Source organism: Mammaliicoccus sp. FSL K6-3158, assembly GCF_038005105.1.
Lineage (GTDB): Bacteria > Bacillota > Bacilli > Staphylococcales > Staphylococcaceae > Mammaliicoccus > Mammaliicoccus sciuri.
On the sequence record NZ_JBBOSL010000001.1, the window covers coordinates 2,193,571 to 2,212,407 of the forward strand.

The 18,837-nt window shown below is 29.6% G+C and carries 24 protein-coding genes; 8 read left to right on the forward strand and 16 right to left on the reverse strand.

The window, feature by feature from the left end:
• Positions 1–58: 58 nt before the first annotated feature.
• The 3 genes from MHH94_RS11055 to MHH94_RS11065 are packed head-to-tail and all read right to left on the reverse strand — an operon-like array spanning position 59 to position 1,888.
• Positions 59–547: an AAA family ATPase gene (locus MHH94_RS11055; RefSeq protein ID WP_153653772.1), complete on the reverse strand. Its 489-nt coding sequence runs from the start codon at positions 545–547 to the stop codon at positions 59–61.
• Positions 548–593: 46 nt separating this feature from the next.
• Positions 594–1,133 (reverse strand): GNAT family N-acetyltransferase, encoded by a 540-nt coding sequence (locus MHH94_RS11060; RefSeq protein ID WP_119650509.1) that lies wholly within the window; start codon positions 1,131–1,133, stop codon positions 594–596.
• Between the two features lie 11 nt (positions 1,134–1,144).
• The gene (locus tag MHH94_RS11065) at positions 1,145–1,888 is read right to left on the reverse strand and encodes a hypothetical protein (protein ID WP_232179426.1); all 744 of its coding nucleotides are present in this window, start codon (positions 1,886–1,888) and stop codon (positions 1,145–1,147) included.
• A 137-nt stretch (positions 1,889–2,025) separates the two neighbouring features.
• Here MHH94_RS11065 and MHH94_RS11070 point away from each other — a divergent pair, with 137 nt between their 5' ends.
• A complete protein-coding gene (locus tag MHH94_RS11070) occupies positions 2,026–2,985 on the forward strand; it encodes an arsenic resistance protein (protein ID WP_325888799.1) in 960 nt (319 codons plus the stop codon).
• A gap of 51 nt (positions 2,986–3,036) precedes the next feature.
• On the opposite strand, the gene MHH94_RS11075 is transcribed toward MHH94_RS11070, so the two are convergent.
• The 3 genes from MHH94_RS11075 to MHH94_RS11085 form a co-directional block, all read right to left on the reverse strand.
• Positions 3,037–4,026, reverse strand: a complete 990-nt coding sequence (locus tag MHH94_RS11075; RefSeq protein ID WP_078355557.1) for a LysM peptidoglycan-binding domain-containing protein — start codon at positions 4,024–4,026, stop codon at positions 3,037–3,039.
• A gap of 137 nt (positions 4,027–4,163) precedes the next feature.
• The gene (locus tag MHH94_RS11080) at positions 4,164–4,541 is read right to left on the reverse strand and encodes a YxeA family protein (protein ID WP_325888801.1); all 378 of its coding nucleotides are present in this window, start codon (positions 4,539–4,541) and stop codon (positions 4,164–4,166) included.
• Positions 4,542–4,654: 113 nt separating this feature from the next.
• The gene (locus tag MHH94_RS11085; protein WP_058591582.1) at positions 4,655–4,915 is read right to left on the reverse strand and encodes a hypothetical protein; all 261 of its coding nucleotides are present in this window, start codon (positions 4,913–4,915) and stop codon (positions 4,655–4,657) included.
• A gap of 231 nt (positions 4,916–5,146) precedes the next feature.
• Here MHH94_RS11085 and MHH94_RS11090 point away from each other — a divergent pair, with 231 nt between their 5' ends.
• From MHH94_RS11090 to MHH94_RS11105, 4 genes are all read left to right on the forward strand, one after another.
• Positions 5,147–5,686 carry a GNAT family N-acetyltransferase gene (locus MHH94_RS11090; protein WP_340841116.1) on the forward strand — a complete coding sequence of 180 codons (540 nt, stop codon included), beginning with the start codon at positions 5,147–5,149 and terminating at the stop codon, positions 5,684–5,686.
• Positions 5,687–5,802: 116 nt separating this feature from the next.
• The gene (locus MHH94_RS11095; RefSeq protein ID WP_058591584.1) at positions 5,803–7,062 is read left to right on the forward strand and encodes a Y-family DNA polymerase; all 1,260 of its coding nucleotides are present in this window, start codon (positions 5,803–5,805) and stop codon (positions 7,060–7,062) included.
• Positions 7,063–7,082: 20 nt separating this feature from the next.
• Entirely contained in the window at positions 7,083–7,277 is a 195-nt protein-coding gene (locus MHH94_RS11100; RefSeq protein WP_048539879.1) for a hypothetical protein, read from the forward strand.
• A gap of 119 nt (positions 7,278–7,396) precedes the next feature.
• Positions 7,397–7,645 carry a GlsB/YeaQ/YmgE family stress response membrane protein gene (locus MHH94_RS11105; RefSeq protein ID WP_048539880.1) on the forward strand — a complete coding sequence of 83 codons (249 nt, stop codon included), beginning with the start codon at positions 7,397–7,399 and terminating at the stop codon, positions 7,643–7,645.
• 811 nt (positions 7,646–8,456) lie between these two features.
• On the opposite strand, the gene MHH94_RS11110 is transcribed toward MHH94_RS11105, so the two are convergent.
• The 8 genes from MHH94_RS11110 to MHH94_RS11145 all read right to left on the reverse strand — a co-directional run bounded on the left by MHH94_RS11110 (position 8,457) and on the right by MHH94_RS11145 (position 14,259).
• The gene (locus tag MHH94_RS11110) at positions 8,457–9,854 is read right to left on the reverse strand and encodes an MFS transporter (protein ID WP_058591585.1); all 1,398 of its coding nucleotides are present in this window, start codon (positions 9,852–9,854) and stop codon (positions 8,457–8,459) included.
• 170 nt (positions 9,855–10,024) lie between these two features.
• A complete protein-coding gene (locus MHH94_RS11115) occupies positions 10,025–10,945 on the reverse strand; it encodes an AEC family transporter (protein ID WP_088592482.1) in 921 nt (306 codons plus the stop codon).
• 129 nt (positions 10,946–11,074) lie between these two features.
• On the reverse strand, positions 11,075–11,551 hold the full coding sequence (locus MHH94_RS11120) for a GNAT family N-acetyltransferase (protein ID WP_340841120.1): 477 nt from the start codon (positions 11,549–11,551) through the stop codon (positions 11,075–11,077).
• Between the two features lie 11 nt (positions 11,552–11,562).
• A complete protein-coding gene (locus MHH94_RS11125; protein WP_119650373.1) occupies positions 11,563–12,156 on the reverse strand; it encodes a histidine phosphatase family protein in 594 nt (197 codons plus the stop codon).
• A 228-nt stretch (positions 12,157–12,384) separates the two neighbouring features.
• Positions 12,385–12,573, reverse strand: coding sequence for a hypothetical protein (locus MHH94_RS11130; protein WP_142242769.1), 189 nt, complete (start codon positions 12,571–12,573; stop codon positions 12,385–12,387).
• A gap of 36 nt (positions 12,574–12,609) precedes the next feature.
• A complete protein-coding gene (locus MHH94_RS11135) occupies positions 12,610–13,539 on the reverse strand; it encodes a thermonuclease family protein (RefSeq protein WP_084755094.1) in 930 nt (309 codons plus the stop codon).
• Between the two features lie 187 nt (positions 13,540–13,726).
• A complete protein-coding gene (locus MHH94_RS11140; protein WP_153653764.1) occupies positions 13,727–13,885 on the reverse strand; it encodes a hypothetical protein in 159 nt (52 codons plus the stop codon).
• 20 nt (positions 13,886–13,905) lie between these two features.
• Positions 13,906–14,259 (reverse strand): hypothetical protein, encoded by a 354-nt coding sequence (locus MHH94_RS11145; protein WP_048539886.1) that lies wholly within the window; start codon positions 14,257–14,259, stop codon positions 13,906–13,908.
• Positions 14,260–14,868: 609 nt separating this feature from the next.
• Between MHH94_RS11145 and MHH94_RS11150 the strand changes: the two genes are divergently transcribed.
• Positions 14,869–15,489, forward strand: a complete 621-nt coding sequence (locus MHH94_RS11150; RefSeq protein ID WP_058591591.1) for a LysE family translocator — start codon at positions 14,869–14,871, stop codon at positions 15,487–15,489.
• A 174-nt stretch (positions 15,490–15,663) separates the two neighbouring features.
• Entirely contained in the window at positions 15,664–16,908 is a 1,245-nt protein-coding gene (locus MHH94_RS11155) for an MFS transporter (RefSeq protein ID WP_340841128.1), read from the forward strand.
• Positions 16,909–17,017: 109 nt separating this feature from the next.
• Here the strand turns inward: MHH94_RS11155 and MHH94_RS11160 are convergent, their stop codons facing one another.
• Entirely contained in the window at positions 17,018–17,623 is a 606-nt protein-coding gene (locus tag MHH94_RS11160; protein WP_078355550.1) for a hypothetical protein, read from the reverse strand.
• Positions 17,624–17,773: 150 nt separating this feature from the next.
• On the opposite strand from MHH94_RS11160, the gene MHH94_RS11165 reads away from it, so the two are divergent.
• Positions 17,774–18,181, forward strand: coding sequence for a hypothetical protein (locus MHH94_RS11165; protein WP_232156564.1), 408 nt, complete (start codon positions 17,774–17,776; stop codon positions 18,179–18,181).
• Positions 18,182–18,244: 63 nt separating this feature from the next.
• On the opposite strand, the gene MHH94_RS11170 is transcribed toward MHH94_RS11165, so the two are convergent.
• Positions 18,245–18,811, reverse strand: a complete 567-nt coding sequence (locus tag MHH94_RS11170; protein ID WP_340841131.1) for a hypothetical protein — start codon at positions 18,809–18,811, stop codon at positions 18,245–18,247.
• Between the last annotated feature and the right edge of the window lie 26 nt (positions 18,812–18,837).

The following is an 18,837-nucleotide window of genomic DNA, read 5'->3' on the forward strand; positions in this document are numbered from 1 at the left end:
AACCAGTTGCTATATAAAAGATAGGCAAATATTAAATTTTTTTATTGAAAAGTTGCTGTTATTCTTTAAAATTAATATCTTCCAACACTTTTTCCACCATATCGTTTAAACTTATATGTTCTTTTATTATTTTTTCATTTTCTAAACCTAAGTAATCATGAGCAACAAACCAGTTACTCATTTCTTCCTTACCAAATTCAGCATTTTTCTTATTCTTATGTCTTCTTAACGTTTCTTCAAAAGAGATATCATAGTAATACGTAAACACATTTTTCTTGCCTGCAAAATGTTTTCTCAGCATATTTCCATACCTATGCTCTTTAAGGATGCCCTCAATAATCATATAATCACAATTTTCCAATCCATATCTGATTAAATAATCGATAAGTTCCACTGTCTTATTATCAGGTTTATCATATAACATTTCTCTTCTAATCGTATCTTGAGAAATTAACAAAGTTTGAAATCCTATTCTGTTTTGTAATTCTTTTGCTAAAGATGACTTCCCACTTCCTGAATTCCCTCTAATTATAATAACTTTTGTCATTTTCCATCGCTTCTTCTTGTAATTTATTAGTATGATTGGTCTCTTGCTACAATTGATTGATATTAAATTCAGATTTTAGAATACCCATATGAATATCGTTATAGTATTCACCTTTTATAAATGCACTATCACGTTCTTCTCCCTCAATTATAAATCCTACTTTTTCATATGCCTTAATTGCGCGAGCATTATATTTCAATACTCTTAAGTAAATTTTATGTAATTTCAAATATTCAAACCCATAATTTACTACAGCTGCTGAAACTTTAGTTCCAATTCCCATAGACCAATATTCTGGATTAAATATCCCTATTGCAAATTTTGCTTTGTTATTAATATCATCAATAACTAATCTAACTTGCCCTATAAATTTATCTTGGCATACAATTGCCCATTCGTAGGGTTCACTCTGAATTTCTTTAATTAATAAAGCTGCTTTTTCCTTTGATTTTGAAGTTCTATAATCCATTGTTGATCCATACATCATTAATAGTTCTTTATTAAAAGGAACTGAAAGATAATCATCTATATCTTTTGTTTCTGCATTTCTTAATATTAAATCTTGATTTATATATATTTTATCCATATAATACTCCCTTATTTCCTAAATAGGTATTCACTTAATTTTTGTTTTTTTCCTTCTTTATTCCATTGTTGATATTGTTTGATCATCTTATGAATGTTGCCTTCATAGTAGTTTTCAACTAAATCAACTATTGCTAAAAAGCTTTTCCAGTAATGAAACATGACATATGCATTATCATTACTTTTATAAATTTCATATGTGAATGATTCTAAATTATTTTCATCATATTTTGATTTGTAGTAATTAAATAATTCTGTTTCATACTGTATAATTTCTTTAAATTCTTTGTCATTATATAAATAATACCTTGGTAAGAAAGTAACCAATCCTTCTTCAAACCATAAGTCATCTGATGATATATCAAGATCATCAAATTCTGTTAAAAAGAAGTCACAATGGTGCGTAATTTCATGACCTAATATGCACAATATTTCTTTTTCTAAATAGTTATTAAATATTTTTTGAGTCTTTTCAGACATGTCACTTTTGATTTGACCATTTAAAAAGGTCTTCCAGCTTTCTTTTTCAATATTCATAAATATACCTTTTTCATTTGTAAACGCTGGTACATTCTTCTTAAATACATGCGTCATTACATAATCACTTGTCCATATGACGTGTTCTGGCATGTCATTTAATTCGTAATCTTTTTTCAGAACATCAATATAATTTTCAATTTTATCTATAAAATATTTTGCTGTTTTTTGAGTTTCTTCAATATCATTTAGCTCATCCATCATAAAAATAGATTTCATGTGTTTATCCCCTTACAAATATCAATAAATATAGTATTAGTATTCATATTATAACAATATTCATCATCTTTTTATTCAATTGAATTAATTTCTACTTCATACTATGATTTATATTAAGTGGTTTACAGGAGGTTATGATGTCTTACTTGAAATCTTTTTTAGAGGATAAACAAATTTATATATATCTTTTATTTATTATGATGGGCGTGAGTTTCGGTCTATTGTTTGACCGTGCTAGCCTTATTTTTGAACCTTTTATTTCTATTTTAATTGCAATTCTATTGTTTAGTATGTTTGCTCAAATTCCTTTTTTATCTTTACGTCAAAAGGCATTAAATTTTAAATTTCTTGTGGCACTTATTATTTCTAATTTTATTTTTATTCCTATTCTTGTTTTTCTAATTGTCACAGCCTTTCATATTACATCTACACCGCTTCTAATCGGAATTTACTTAGTATTACTGACACCTTGTATTGATTATGTGATTGTTTTTACGAAGTTAGGTCATGGAAATGAAAGCTTTTTGTTGATTGCTACACCTATTTTATTTATTTTACAAATCATCTTATTACCGATATATTTTGTAATATTTTTTAACCAAGATTTCTCGGAATACATTGACTTTATACCTTTTATAAAGACTTTTGTATATCTTATTCTGGTACCTTTAATCATAGCTATTTTTATGCAAGTTTTAAGTAAAAAGTCCGCTACTATGTCGAACATTTTATCTTTATCAGAATGGTTGCCTGTTCCTTTTATGGGACTCGTATTAATGACGGTTATAGGCTCTCAAATTTCAAAAATCTTTAATGATTTACACGTCGTATGGATAGTTGTTCCTGTTTACATTTGTTTTATGATTATTGCGCCTTTTATTGGTTATCTTTCTGGTAAAATCTTTGTTTTACCTTCAGATTTAAAACGCACGATTGCTTTTAGTTCTAGCACAAGAAATGCATTAGTTGTCTTGCCATTAGCTTTATCTCTACCAGACAATTGGTCAACAATTGTAACAACTGTTATCGTCACACAAACACTTGTCGAGCTTATTGGCGAACTATTCTATATTAAATTGATACCTAAATTTAAATAGAAAAACACCTCTAAAGTTACAGTAACGCTTGCACTTCAGAGGTGTTTTTAATTATTTCAGTTTCAATACTTGTCCTACACTTATATCATTTGAACTTAAATTATTTAATGATTTAAGTTTAGCTACACTTACGCCGCTTCTTTGAGATATATTATACAACGTATCTCCAGAAACAACAGTATGTGTATCGCCTGTTATATTATCACTTGTTTCATTTAAATCATTATAATGCTTTTGAACGAGACTATAAAATTGATTCATATCGTAGCCCCACTGACTAAAGTAATTGATTGGATCTGTATGATCTGTTCCGCCATAATATTGACTAATGGCATTGTGACTGATAACTGTACCTGTTCCCTCATTATTATCGGCTAATGATGGTTTCAGTCCATTTTGGTGTAACATTTTCGCAGTTAAATATGCTTGATTATTGACCGATTTCGCAAACTGGTCAAATGTACTTGATTGAGCCAATTCTATTTGATAGAAATATGGATTGGCTTTTGCGCCTGCACCCCAAGCTAAATAATCACTAGATGCTGTTTGAACAATTTTACTACTACTTGCATAAGCATGAACAAACGCGCTTTCATAATTGTTATACATGTAATTGATTTCTTCATCTATTGTGCTATCAGGATTAGCTGTTTCATGTATAATCACACCGATAAACTTATCTGATTTATAATCATACTTCGGCAAGCTATCCATTCTAGAATCTTGTGTGATTGTAGACGGCTTAATATTATTTTTAGCAATATAATTATTAACATTTTGATAAGCTTCATTTGTATGTTGATTTGATTCTATTTCTGTAGAATTTTCTTCTGCATCTTTATTATGTAATTTGAGATCTTCATCCGTCAGCAAGCCTGTTAATTCTTTCGGGTTCATCTTTTGTGCTTGTTCAAAACTAATCGATTTGCTTGTGTTCTCTGTTTGTTCACTTTGATGTTCTTCTGCATTTAAATATCCAACAGATTGAGAAAATAATACACTTGTCGTCAAAATTATTGCTGTTCCAAACTTGTACTTCATAATAATCCCCCTTATATTTTATTTTTATATTGTATTACAAACTATAATTAATTAATACACCTGAAGAATATTTCGTTATATTAAATATTTATTACAAATTATAAAAGAACGAGATAAATTGATTATCTCGTTCTCATTTATTCTATAGCGTTTAGAGCTTTCTTTGGTATTTCACTTTTATCAACTTCTTCAAATGATTCCACATGTGTCCCTTTATGATTAATTTTTAAATAGTGATTTGTTTTAAGTTCATCTGATGATATAAATTCCACTTTTGTACGTTTACCATCTTCATCTACAATATCTTGCTTATATCTTCTAATATTATGTTCTTCAACAGCATCAGGTAGCTTTGTCTTTACATAAGCGTATTTTTCTTTCATAAATGGATTTAATTGATCTGATACACCTTTAATTTCACTTGACCCAGATGTACTAAATATAACGATTAATAAACAACAACATAAAATAACAAATATAACTAGAAAAACAATACCTTTTAATAAACCTTTCAATGTTATCTCTCCTTTCAAGTAAAATGATAGCATCATATCACTTGAAATAGTCCTAACATTGTTGTCACAACAGGTTTCTAAGCTTACAATTTTGTAATATTAAGTCTCTCTTATTAAAACACACCTAATATATTTCCAATTAACCCTGCTAGTGTTATTAATACACCTACACCCGATAGAACAGATGTAATAACCGCTTTTCTATTTTTCTTATTGGTTTCATTAATACTTCTTTCAAGGTTGTTCATTGAAATTGTTATTTTGTCTTGAATGATATTTGGCAAATGATCAATCTTATTGTTCAAAGTATCGAAGCGTTCATCAACACGCTTTTCATATTGTTCAAATTCATTTCTCGTAACATATTCTGACATAATGATCACCTCTCTTTTTATATTTTATAATTTATAAATATAATTGTCAAAAACTGTATTTTAAAATTATGCGATGGAAAGTAACCATTTTTATTAGATTATATTGCTTGGCTACATATTCTTAATAATTCATATAGCTTATTTTCAAAACGTAAACTTCAAAGAAATATATTTTTTCCAATTTGCATGATAAAATTATTTTAATTATTTTATACAGAACAGAGGGATAACATGGATGAAAATCGTAAATTATATATTAGACCTATTAAATTAGAAGATTTAAAGAGTATATGGCAGATGGCTTTTAAGGACTCAAATCCTGAATGGAAGTTATGGGATGCGCCTTATTTTCCTCATCATGCTATGTCGTATGATGATTTTTTGCTCCAAAAGGATGATTGGATCAATGTTCCGAATAGATGGGCTGTAATTTACAACGACAAAGTTATTGGTACAGTCTCTTATTATTGGGAACATGAACCTTCTAAGTGGCTAGAGATGGGTATTTCAATCTATCAATCTGATAATTGGGGTAAAGGCATTGGCACAAATGTCATGCGTATGTGGATTGATCATTTATTCAATACTTTAGATATTGTTCGCGTCGGTTATACGACTTGGTCAGCGAACAAAGGCATGATTAAAATTGGAGAACGTCTTGGTATGACTATGGAAGCTAGAATTAGAAAAGTAAGATATTATAACGGGACTTATTACGACTCTATTAGAATGGGTCTTTTACGGGAAGAATGGCAAGATTTAAAGTCTTAATCTAGTACATAACAATCATAAAATGATAACATATTGTGCTTTTATACAAGTTTATACTTTACAAATAAGAACATATGTTCGTATAATGAAAGTACAATATGACTAGGGTGATTTTTATGTATGACTACAGTTATTGTCTAAATCGGGATATTATATGTGTGGATTTAAAGAGTTTCTTTGCGTCTGTCTCATGTATTGAGAAAGGTTTGAACCCGTTAACGACTAAGCTTGCTGTTGTGGCTGATACGAAGCGTAAAGGTTCTGTTGTCCTGGCAGCTACACCACCTTTAAAAGCAATTGGCATTAAAACAGGTTCTCGTTTATTTGAAATACCTCAACGTAAAGATATCTATGTTATTAATCCATCTATGAAGAACTATATACAATTATCAACACAAATTAGCAAAATTGCTTTGGATTATGTTGCACCTGAAGATTTTCATCAATATAGTATTGATGAATTCTTTATGGATGTATCAGAGTCTTATCATTTATTTGCACATTCTCCCTTTTCATTAGCGATGCAACTTCAAGAGCGTATATTTAATTATACTCAAATTCGTAGCACGATTGGTATTGGCTCTAATTTATTACTTGCTAAGCTTTCAATGGATATTGATGCTAAGCATACAAGTCTTGGGATATCAGAATGGCGCTATGAAGATGTGCCGTCTAAAGTTTGGGCCATTCAACCTTTACGAGACATGTGGGGAATCAATCGACGTACAGAAGCTAAGCTTAATAAGAAAGGTATATTTACGATTGGACACTTAGCTAACTATCCTGTGGAATATTTGAAGCGGGACTTTGGCGTTATTGGCGTTGACCTTCATTTGCATGCTAATGGTATTGATGAAAGTGTCATTAGAAATCCTCATCGTATATATGATAAATCTTTAGGTAAGTCCCAAATACTTATGCGTGATTACAGTATGAATGAACTTAAGACCGTATTAAATGAACAAGTAGATGAAGTTTACTTTCGTTCTAGAAAACTCAATTTATACCCTACACGTATTAGCGTGAGTGTCGGTTATGCAGACGTTGGAGGTGTGCGGAAACAATTTACAAACAAAACGGGATTTATGAATACTTATGTTATCACACAATTATTATGGGATTATTTATCTCAATGGTTAGAACCGGACAGACTTTATAGAACAATGGCTATATCATTTGGTAAATTTATTCCGAACCAAATTAAGCAATTATCTTTATTCGATGATCCGTATCAAATTAAGACAGAGACGCTCGAAAATCATTTAGATTTTATACGTATGAAATATGGTAAGGATGTTGTTATGCGCGGTTCAAGCCTATTAAATAGTGGAACATTATTAGAAAGAAAAGGTTTAATTGCAGGTCATAAAGCTTAATATTTATGGAGTGTATTGTAATGAAAGAACTTAATATAAACTGGGAAGCAGATTTTATTGAATACCAAACTTTATTATATAGTGGAGTCCATCCAGAATGGTTCTATGCTTGTATTAGAAATGATGTATTAGTACCAGCATATACAGGACAAGGCAAACAATATTTTTGGACTAAAGATATCCTCCAAGCTCATAAAATAATACCAATATTTTAAAAAAACAACTATTTACTACAATTATTGTTTAATTTTACCAAATATTTTCTTTATAAGTGTTTAACGTATCTTCACTTTGGATATATATAAAGAAGTGTAAAAATAGGAGGTAATCATATATGGGCTTTATATTAATGTTAATCGTCGGCGGTTTAATCGGCTGGCTAGCAGGCGTTATTTTAGGTAAAGATATTCCAGGCGGTATTATTGGTAACATTATCGCAGGTATTATCGGTTCAGCAATTGGTGGTAAATTATTAGGAGATATGGGACCAGTAATAGGTGGAATTGCAATTATTCCAGCATTAATCGGTTCAATCATCTTAATCTTGATACTTTCATTCATTTTAAAAGCAATTAAAAAATAGAAAGTACAATAAATATAAAGAAGTATATCACTTAATTGATTTCGTGATATACTTCTTTTTTTAATACATATATATCTAACAAATAGAAGCACCACACAAATTTGTGCAGTGCTTATGTCATATACGAATAAATATTTTCAAAACCACTCTAGGTAAATAGCTTTGTAATAATAAAATACCCGACGTATATAAACTCTAAACATTATTTTAATAATAATCTAAAGAAATCCATGAATTTTTAACGTTTATTAGAACCTTTACTAAAAAGATTTCTTATAAGTCTCATGATTAGAACTGTACCAACATATCTTAAAATACGTTTTACTACGTTTCCCATCCTTATCAGCTCCTCTTACTCTATATCATTTACTATTACTTCTTCACTACTTTACCCAATTAAGTCTTTCATTACACATATAATAAAAAGATTTCGTAGTCCCGCCCCGGCAAGGATGACTAGAGTTAAAAAAGCTTGGTACAAGCGTATTTCAATTCAGTCATCTACTGATAAGATATTACAAGAGACTGAGACATTACATTATGTCCCAGTCTTTTTTATATGGAAAAATCAATATAAACGTGAGGCTCTGTGTTGCTTGTTTGATGTGTCTTGCAACAACAGAGGCGCCTATTTATCTTGTTTCGCATGTCTTGATAAATACGAAGCGTCTATTTATCTTGTTTCGTCAGTCTTGATAAATACAGGGTCCTCAACATTGCTTGTCACACCTCACTTGCAATATTCAGACCTTATTTCTAAAAATATGAAAAAGAGTCTAGAACATTTCTGTCCCAGACTCTTTAATATAAATTATGATTTTGTACTTTCGTTATGCCACCATAATGAATCTTTCGGATTTTCTACAGCATGAACAAATTCTTTTTTCGATGCTACAGTTGGATAAGATCCTTTTAATGATTTTTTAGAAGTATCTTCAAATAATGTTAAGACAACGATAAGGCCAATGACACTCACACCTAGTAAGTAGAATGCAGGTGCTAAATTATTACCTGTCACGTGTACTAACCATGAAGCTACTAATGGTGTTGTACCACCAAATAACGAAACTGAAATATTAAATGTCCATGATAATGTTCTATAACGAATATCTGTATGGAACAATGTTGGTAATGAACCTGGCATTGTACCTTCGTAGACTGACAATACGATACCTAACAATAGTAATCCAAGGAATAAGAAACCAAGTCCACCAATATTTAAGAATTGGAATGAAACGACAGATACTAATATACCTAAGATTAAACCGAAAGATATCACTTTCTTATTACCTATTTTATCACCAAGTCTACCAAATGTAAGCGCGAATGGTACCATAATCAGTAATACAACCGCTGTTATCGGTGTACTAATACGATCACTAATACCAACCGTTTCATCTAGGTATGAAGGCATGTAACCTAATAATACATAATTTGTAATGTTGAAGAAGGCTACAAACACAATACATAATAAGATATCTTTTTTATATTGTTTTATAATTTCAATAACGCTTAGTTGATCTTTTTGATCAGCGATATCATTTTCAAAAATTGGTGTTTCTTCTAAATGTGTTCTCAAGTAAAGACCAATCAATCCAATTGGTGCACTTAAGAAGAATGGAATTCTCCAACCCCAAGAATTCATTTGAGCGTCCGATAGTGTCCAGAATAATACTGTAACAAGGATAGATGCCACAATATAACCAGATAAAGTACCGATTTCTAAACCACTACCTAATCTAATTCTTTTATTATCCGGTGAAGACTCTGCGATATAAACCATCGCACCAGCATATTCCCCACCTACTGAGAAACCTTGTAAAATACGAGCTAGCAATAATAAAATTGGTGCCCAAATTCCGATTTGATCATATGTAGGTAATAGTCCAATAATCAAAGTAGAAATTGCCATCATAATAATTGTAAATGTTAAGACAACTTTTCTACCTAGCTTGTCACCTATTTTACCAAAGACAATGCCTCCCACTGGTCTAAGTAAGAATGCTATCGCAAATGTTGCAAAAGTGAAAATTAATTTTAATTCATCATTTTGAACTGGACTGAAGAAATTCTTACTAATGATAACTGCAAGGTAAGAATATAGAGCAAAGTCAAACCATTCCATTGCATTACCAATACCAGTAGCAAACACACTTTTCTTTGCCATACCGATATCTACGACGTTGATTTTCTTTTTATTAAACTTCAAACGTATACAGCTCCTTTTCATGTTTAAAGAGTATACGCTCACTTTTTTATAGTGTCAACTTAATATTTAAATATAATAATATACACTTTTCATCTAATGGTATACAAATAAAAAATGTCCGCGCTTACATCATAGTAAGCATGGACATTATAAATTTAAACGATTTTTACTTAAGTAAATAGTATATATGACAAATAAATAACAATTGAAACTGTGACTGAGCTTAATAATGTAGAGAATAATACAATTTGAGCATGTAGTTCTGGCTCCACATCATATTCAAAAGCAATCGTTGATGTATTTCTTGAAGTTGGAAAGGCACTAGCTATAAATAAAGATTGTGCAATAACGCCATCAATATGGAATAAATAAATTAAACTAAGTGCAATAAGCGGTCCAATTATCAACCTACCAATCAACGATCCCATAATCGCTCTATGCAATAATTTCAATTTAATATGCGCTAATTGAGCACCTAATAAAATTAAAGCAATTGGCGCAAAACTATCTGAAATTTGGTGGATAGGAATTAGAAACACTTGAGATAATTTAATATGCCCTACTTGAAATATAATACCTAAAATCAGTGCATGAAAAACAGGTAGCTTCAAAAAAGAAATGACAATATCTTTTAAACTTTTAGTAGTGGAAAGTAAATTATACATACCATAAGAATACGTAAGTAGATTTTGAAAAATAAGCACGAAGATTTGTACCGCAACACCAATAGGATTTTGACTAAAAATTAATTGACTGACCGGCAAACCATAGTTACCAGAATTCATTAAAGAAATGCTATTCTTTAAGGCTGCACTCTCACCTTTTTGAAGGTTCAATACTTTAGCAAATAAATTCCCAATTAAGATCATAACTAAACTATAAACTACAATATAGTAAAGAACCTTTAACAACAAATCCAATTGAATCGTAATATCATAAATATTCGCAAAAACCGCAACAGGCATTAAACAATAAGTAATAAGTGTAGAAAAATGTTTTAAATTAAATGCAAACTTTCTCTGTAATAAAAAACCAACAAAAATTAAAATAAGAAGCGGCAATAACACTTCCGTTAAAATAAAAACAAACATAATATCCTCTTTCTTTCTATATTTCCTTTATATTCAAACTATCACAAATGAATCATAATAAATATGACAAATTTAGTATTTTGAATGATAAGTTTAAGTTATGAATATAGAAATATAGATAACTAAAGCTTAGGTAGTTTTATTAAATTTTTCCATTCTATAAATACCTTCATCATCTTGAAATTTGATACCATTCTTGAAATCATAACCATACTTTCTATAGAATTCTACTGCTGTAACAGATGCTGGAACCTCTATACATTGTGCACGTTTATAATAATAGTCATTTTCAAGGGTTTCTATTATAAGCTTACCTATACCTCTTCCTTGATGATCTGGTGATACAAAAATGGTAAACAAGCTACTTTCAGTTTGGCTATCCCAATACGGTCCTATTGCACCTGTTGCTATTATTTGATTATTTTCTTCAAATATATAAAAATTTGTAAAACTTGCTCTTTTAATTATTGCTTCAGGTGTCATGCTACTCACAACTTTTTCAATTTCATCAACAGGTTCGTCTTTTACATTAGTTGTTCTCAATGTGTGAATAATCATTTCACTAACTGCTTTAGCATCTTTTAAATCGAACATTCTAATTTTCATACAATCATCCTTTATATCTCACCAATTTTCTTATATTGAGACAAGTGGTTCACTTGATTACATTCTAATATTTCTACTTTATCGTCTGATATTTTTAATGATGTAATACCACCGTTTGCAAGTTTAATTTTTCCTGTCCCTGTTTCTCCATTTGAATAATGATATAATATGGCATTAATGAAGGCACCATGTGATACGACTACTACATTTTGATTATGATATTTATCATGTATTTCAGCTAATCCTGTTAAAAATCTACGCTCGATGCTAGCCCCAACTTCACTATTAGGATATATTCGATCTGGGAAGCGTTCGAGTTTTTCAGCAAGCGTCATACCTTCAGCGTCACCAAATGATAATTCAATAAACGCTTCTCTTTCAATCAAATCTACATTCAATTGTTCTTGCACAATTTCAGCAGTTTTTTTAGCTCTTTTTAAAGGACTCGTAATAATCACATCAATTTCTTTATCTTTTAAAGCAGCACCGCTTTCCTTTGCTTGTAATTCGCCATTATGATTCAAAGGAATATCCGTTCTACCTTGAGTTCTACCTTCTAAATTCCAATCCGTTTCACCATGTCTTAAAAAATATACATTTGTCATCATTCAAACCTCACATTAAATAATTTAAAAACTATTGTATCACTTATAACGGTACATAACACGCTAAATTTCAGTATATATACATTTATAATTGAAAAGAAAGCTTTCGAATTGGACTTAACATTATTGTATAATATTTCAATATATTACAAACATGATAGCTTCCATCATGGTCAACACCAAACCCCCTTATTCCGTGAAAATAAGGGGGTTTTTTAGTGTGGTTAATTATCTATTATTTCTAATTCTAATGGATACCGTTTCAACAACAATACTAATTAAAGTCATTACGATTAATAGTACAACTAAACTCCAAACATATCCTAATTCCAAATAATTAGTTAAAGTGGTACATCCCCAAATAGCTAAGAAATAGATTAATAACCTTAAGATAAAAAATATAATGTTATTATACATAATGATCTACTTTAACTAAGATACATAAAAATAAATTTAATTTGCTTCACATGCAAAGTTATCTTTATCTCTATCTAGTTTAGCATTGTATGCTGGATGTGTGCTTGGTACGCCATTTGGATATACTTTTCTAAGTGCCGTACAGTTTGGATAATATTCTGACCCTGCATTTTGAGAAGTATTATTTGGTGTTTGTGTTGTAGCACTTCCTACTCCATTTGAACTTTGCGTATTACTTGATGCTGGTTGCTCAGTTGTATGTTGTTGTGTACTTGCTTGATTATCTTCAAATGCACTTCCTAAACTCCAAATACCTAATTTTTCTTCTTTTGCTTTTTCTTGTGCACTTTCTAATTGATCTAAGTATCTTGTATTAGGTGGATATACATATGCTACTTTAGCTAATCCTTCTCTGACCAATATTTCATTAAGCATTTTACCATCTACATATATGTATGCTAAATAACGTTGATATTTATCTGTTTGTCCACCTACATCAAACTCTACTTCAATTTTATTTGCATTAGTTAACAATTCTTTCGTTCTATCTGATGCTTCTTGACCAAATGGCTGTTTACCTAATCTTGGGTGTTTCGTTTCAGGTGTATCAATCAGTAAAAATCTAAATGATTTTTGACTGCCATTATAAATAAATTTTGCAGTATCTCCATCAACTGTACCCGCTAAATCAACTGGAATTCTGTCTGTCGTACCAGGTTTGTATGATTTTTCTTGAGTACTATTTTGACTAGATTTCTCATTATTATTTGAATGTTTCTCGGAATTCTCTATTTTTTCCTTCAGCTTTTTATTTGTCTCTTCTAATTCTTTTTGTTTACTTTTTAAAGCTGTATTCTCTTGTTTTACTTTTTCTTTTTCACTATTATCAGTACTTCCATTACTACAACCACTTGCAATGGTTGCTAAGAATAAAATACTTACACATAACAATATAATTTTTTTCATAACACTTACTCCTACTTAAATATTCATTTTACTTATTATACCAAATTCCAAATATTTTATAATAATACTTTGGAATTTCACTCTATTTAATTAATTTACCTTAAAATATCAAGGTTATTATATGTATTAACAAGGAATATACAATGGCTATAATCTCAAAAAAATAAAAAACACCTTTACGATGTTTTTAGTCAAATAACCGAAATATGATTCTAAATATCCAGCCTATAGCTCTTGGAATTGTCACGAATATTGCTCTGATAATATCTCCTATATAAAAGAAGCCTTCTAAAAAATCTCCAAAAGATAATTTATCAGCTTTATGTTTTTTATTTTCTTTACCCATATGACGCCTCCTATCTTAATTTATAAATGTACTAAAACAAATTCAACTAGATAATTGATACCTTTTATAAATATATAAAATGCATAAGCCATAGTGCCTAAAATAAATAAAGCAGACATTATTTTAATTTTTTCTCCCTTTTCTCTATAAACAATATGGACAATAATAAACATTGTCATTAAAGAAAGATAAGCAAAAGCCACTGCTGTTAACGTACCTAACGCATTCCTTTTAGTAGGAAAGTGACTCGTAATCCATGTATCATAAAATGCATCTCTAATCCCGATATGTTCAGTATAAAGATCAAAGCCTATTCCTAGTAATATCAGTAAACCTTCAAAAATAAATGCCATCAACAAAATGAATGCTTTCATTTAATCACCTTTAGTATTTTAATTAATTCTACAATTAATAAATAACATTAGTTATGGAATAATAGTAATATACTTATGAAATAAGGGCAACATGTCGAAACACATTGCCCTTCGAATATTTTTATTAATTTTTAGATAAGAATGGATATGTAAAATAAAGTAAGGATTTCACATTAATATCTTAACAGTTTATGATAAAATAATATTATTCAAAAAACATTCATTCTGACCAGACGGAGGCACTATGTACTTAATATGTGGCATTACGCTAATACTTATAAGCATTATCATATTTATCTGGGAAGGCAAAAGTTTCTTCAATATATTTATATTTGCTTTAGGAATTTTATTAACTTTAGGTTCTTTGTTAAACCTCCTTTTAAATTTAATATAAAAAACTAATCATATGATCATAACAAGTTTTACGTAAAAATATAAATCTTCTTCAATAGCACCGCTTCTATATCCACCAATATTCATATAACTACTCTCCTAAGATATCCTTTAAATTCAGCGAAATATACCACTTAATTATAAAATAGTATAGTTATTTTAATATTTCTTTGTTATATTATTTAAAACAAATCATCAATAAGAGGTGTTGCATATATGGATAATTGGTTAAGTTTCGTAGTTATTGCATTAATGATCATTATTATTCCAGGACCAGATTTCTTCATTGTATTGAATAATACTTTAAAAGGAAATGCTAAAAATGGCATTATGGCAGGTTTAGGTATATCAAGTGCACATGTTTTTTATTCAGCTTTAGCAGCATTTGGATTAATTTTTATATTAACAACATCATATTATGTATTTAGTGCTATCAAAATATTAGGTTCTATTTATATTGCTTATTTAGGCGTTAAGACCATTTTAAATGCTAAAAAGACTTTTAACATTACAACTGAACCTACAATACAGTCGAATATTAGTCTGACATCATCATATAAACAAGGATTTTTAAGTACAATTTTTAATCCAAAGGCAATACTATTTTATGTGAGTATATTACCTCAATTTATTACAAAACAAGACGGATCAATGACAATAATTATTTTATCCTCTTTATTTATCATCACAGTTTTTGTGTGGTTCTTTATCTGTAGCTTTCTATTTAACTACATAAGACAATTATTTAATAACCACAAATTTAAATCCATCCTCGATTATGCAATAGGCACCGTCTTAATCGGCTTAGCCATTAGTATATTTAGATTGGAGAAATAATAAACTCTATACCTAGACAAGAATTCTGCTATGAACAGTTTTCTTGTCTTTTTTTGATTGATTACCTCTAATACCTAATACTTTATAATTAATCTATATCTTAATTGTTAACATTGATATATAATTTTTAAAAAAGTATATATTTCATTAACTTTTTAATAAGGGAGGAAAGCAATGAATAAACACAATAAATATATAGAAATTTTAAGCACTAATTTAGACGAACGTCAAAAGTATTATAAAAAAATACTCTTTATTGTTAGCTTATCACAAATATTTGGAGGTGCTGGATTAGCTGCTGGTTTAACAGTAGGTGCTTTAATAGCTAAGGATATAATAGGTACAGATGCATACACAGGAATCCCCACTGCTTTATTTACGTTTGGTTCAGCTGGCGCTGCATATTTAGTAGGGTTATTATCTCAAAAATATGGGAGAAGAATAGGATTATCCTTTGGCTTTACTTTAGGTGGACTTGGCGCAATCAGCGTTATTATTTCAGCAATAACTGAAAATATTTGGTTACTATTTATATCATTACTCATTTATGGATCAGGTTCTGCAAGTAACCTTCAAGCTAGATATGCTGGAACAGATTTAGCTCACCCTAAACAAAGAGGTAAAGCCATTAGTACGACAATGGTTATGACTACTTTTGGTGCTGTATTAGGACCTAACTTAGCAGAAACGACCGGTAATTTTGCAAAACTTATCAATTTACCACCATTATCCGGTCCATTTATACTTGCAGCAGCTGCCTATATTATTGCTGGTACAATTCTATTTATAATGTTAAGACCTGATCCATATTTAGTGTCAAAATATATACGAAATAATAAGAAGAATGATCTTACTTCACCATTAAATAATAATCAGAAAGGTATTATCATTGGCGCATTTGTAATGATTTTAACGCAAATGATTATGATTGCAATAATGACAATGACACCTATTCATATGCAACACAATGGACATTCGTTATCATCAATAGGGATGGTTATCGGTATTCACATTGGTTCAATGTACTTACCTTCACTTATAACTGGAACATTAGTAGATAAAATTGGTTTGACAAAAATGAGTATAGCATCAGCTATTACATTATTAGCGTCAGGAATACTAGCTGCATTAGCACCTGAACACTCTATTATCGCTCTTTCAATAGCCCTTTCATTATTAGGAATCGGATGGAATTTCGGACTTATTAGTGGGACAACCCAAATAGTAAATTCCACAACACCGAATAACAGAGCAAAAATACAAGGTAAAATTGATATATTCATCGCACTTTCCGGAGCAACAGGTGGTGCAATATCAGGTATGATAGTAGCAAATAGTAGCTATGCATTCCTTTCTATATGGGGTGGCATACTTTCATTAATATTAATTCCAATTGTCATACTTCAAAAGCAAAAGTAGTTTTTTAATATAAGTAAAGTCCTGGCTAATAAAATAGCTAGGACTTTTGTTAAATATAAACATTCATTTTATTCTTCAATTACTCTAGTATCTATAGTTAGGAAAATACTTATAATAATATATTATTTTCCTTTTCATAATCTTCAATTTTCTGGCGACTCTCGTCTTCTTTATCTAAAGTAATATGTAATTCAAATGTTTTATTCGTATATTCATCTATGGAAAGATAAGTCTTTACATCGACCCCTGCAAAAACTTTTCTAAACGCATCAATAATCTCCTGATCTGCATCTGTTACAGGTACATTCAGTATCTCAGAATAAGGGTAATAAGGTTCGCTATTGAAATAATCATTTACTAAATCATGTAATACTCTATTACAATAGCTTGGTTGGTTACTTTGGAATTCAATAAAATGTTCTTTTGGGTCAAATAATAAATCATATATTTTTTTGCCTTTTAATATGTGATACAACTCATATAAACAATGATTAGTATTGTTTTTTATTTTCTTTACCCGTTCTTCTGACTGCTCTTTATTAACACCGAAAAAACTAGTATGCTCTACATCATTTCGAATCATATGAAAATATGGCTGAAATTCTTTTCTAAAATCTCCATATAAGCCAGATCCAAAGTTCACTTCATATTCATACAAGTCATAAAACATACAATACCAATCTATATAAAATTCAACATATTCTTTATTTGTCAAAAGTAGCACCCCCAATAGGTTATCTCATTAAGAGCTATTAATTTATTTCAAACTCATAAGATTATTATATAATAGGAAGAGTAGTTATACATATTTTTACAAATTTTATAAGCGGTTAAACTTTTTCAGAAAGGAGTATTAAATATTGTTATGAGCTCTATAACATTAAAGGATATTGATTTTAAAGTAAATAATATACTATTATCACTTGAACACATTAAGTCTATAACTATCGATGATATAAAATATAACTTTTTCAAGATGATAATAAATTATGAAAATACTAGTATTGAAAAAGAAATCCTTTTATTCGAGGATGATATTCAAAACTTAAAACTTAGTAATTTCACCAATAATTCTCCAGACTATTTCTTTAATGAACCAGATTTTTGGTTTACAATTATTCAATTAAATAAGAAAGAATTAGGTATATATATAAATTTTGATTCTGGATTAAATCACATGAATATGGCTACTGAATCCGGATTTTCAGTACGTATGAATGTTACTAAGAAATCCTTTAATATCTTTATAAATAAATTAAAGTCATTTATTTAACAAAAAGTCCTAACTATTCAGCTAGGACTTTTGTTAATCAGATATTTTATAAAAATTTATTTTTTAATTAGTTGGTCGACCAAATTCACTTCTTTGAGCATCTACTAAAATTTGAGTTGCTTCTTCTTGTCTTCTCATACTTTCTTCTTCAGAAATTACGCCATTATCTCTATCTTCCATTGCTTGCATTTCCATTTCATATTTTTGTTTTCCAGCTTCTTCAATAGCAGGTGTTCTACATGGTTCTGGTATTTCAGGATAGGCATTAGCACAAAAATCATTCAATTCATTAGCTTGACTATACTGATTCTGTGAAACTTGCTCTTGTTCAACTGGCTGTTCAACACTTTGTTGTTCTTGAAGTGGTTGTTCTGTAGTATTTACTTCTTCTGTGACCTGTTGTTCATTAGTTATATTTTCTTCAGTAGACTCTTCTTCTGTATTAGGTTCTGATTCCTTAGTTGTTTCTTTGTCTTTTGAATCATTCTTTTCTTTATCTTCTTTTTTAGTTTCTTTCTTGTCTTTTTTCGCTTCTTTTGGTGCAGGATCTAATATTGATTCTTCTTTTTTCTCTCCACAAGCTCCTAAAATTAGTAATGATGTTAAAAATAAAACAATTAGCTTTTTCATATTTCTCCCCCTTATATAAGTAAAAT

Bases quoted from the DNA above. Each gene is read 5' to 3' on its own strand.
- MHH94_RS11055 (WP_153653772.1), bottom strand. From the start codon at position 547: ATGACAAAAGTTATTATAATTAGAGGGAATTCAGGAAGTGGGAAGTCA.
- MHH94_RS11060 (WP_119650509.1), bottom strand. From the start codon at position 1,133: ATGGATAAAATATATATAAATCAAGATTTAATATTAAGAAATGCAGAA.
- MHH94_RS11065 (WP_232179426.1), bottom strand. From the start codon at position 1,888: ATGAAATCTATTTTTATGATGGATGAGCTAAATGATATTGAAGAAACT.
- MHH94_RS11070 (WP_325888799.1), top strand. From the start codon at position 2,026: ATGTCTTACTTGAAATCTTTTTTAGAGGATAAACAAATTTATATATAT.
- MHH94_RS11075 (WP_078355557.1), bottom strand. From the start codon at position 4,026: ATGAAGTACAAGTTTGGAACAGCAATAATTTTGACGACAAGTGTATTA.
- MHH94_RS11085 (WP_058591582.1), bottom strand. From the start codon at position 4,915: ATGTCAGAATATGTTACGAGAAATGAATTTGAACAATATGAAAAGCGT.
- MHH94_RS11090 (WP_340841116.1), top strand. From the start codon at position 5,147: ATGGATGAAAATCGTAAATTATATATTAGACCTATTAAATTAGAAGAT.
- MHH94_RS11095 (WP_058591584.1), top strand. From the start codon at position 5,803: ATGTATGACTACAGTTATTGTCTAAATCGGGATATTATATGTGTGGAT.
- MHH94_RS11100 (WP_048539879.1), top strand. From the start codon at position 7,083: ATGAAAGAACTTAATATAAACTGGGAAGCAGATTTTATTGAATACCAA.
- MHH94_RS11105 (WP_048539880.1), top strand. From the start codon at position 7,397: ATGGGCTTTATATTAATGTTAATCGTCGGCGGTTTAATCGGCTGGCTA.
- MHH94_RS11115 (WP_088592482.1), bottom strand. From the start codon at position 10,945: ATGTTTGTTTTTATTTTAACGGAAGTGTTATTGCCGCTTCTTATTTTA.
- MHH94_RS11120 (WP_340841120.1), bottom strand. From the start codon at position 11,551: ATGAAAATTAGAATGTTCGATTTAAAAGATGCTAAAGCAGTTAGTGAA.
- MHH94_RS11125 (WP_119650373.1), bottom strand. From the start codon at position 12,156: ATGACAAATGTATATTTTTTAAGACATGGTGAAACGGATTGGAATTTA.
- MHH94_RS11130 (WP_142242769.1), bottom strand. From the start codon at position 12,573: ATGTATAATAACATTATATTTTTTATCTTAAGGTTATTAATCTATTTC.
- MHH94_RS11135 (WP_084755094.1), bottom strand. From the start codon at position 13,539: ATGAAAAAAATTATATTGTTATGTGTAAGTATTTTATTCTTAGCAACC.
- MHH94_RS11140 (WP_153653764.1), bottom strand. From the start codon at position 13,885: ATGGGTAAAGAAAATAAAAAACATAAAGCTGATAAATTATCTTTTGGA.
- MHH94_RS11145 (WP_048539886.1), bottom strand. From the start codon at position 14,259: ATGAAAGCATTCATTTTGTTGATGGCATTTATTTTTGAAGGTTTACTG.
- MHH94_RS11150 (WP_058591591.1), top strand. From the start codon at position 14,869: ATGGATAATTGGTTAAGTTTCGTAGTTATTGCATTAATGATCATTATT.
- MHH94_RS11155 (WP_340841128.1), top strand. From the start codon at position 15,664: ATGAATAAACACAATAAATATATAGAAATTTTAAGCACTAATTTAGAC.
- MHH94_RS11165 (WP_232156564.1), top strand. From the start codon at position 17,774: ATGAGCTCTATAACATTAAAGGATATTGATTTTAAAGTAAATAATATA.
- MHH94_RS11170 (WP_340841131.1), bottom strand. From the start codon at position 18,811: ATGAAAAAGCTAATTGTTTTATTTTTAACATCATTACTAATTTTAGGA.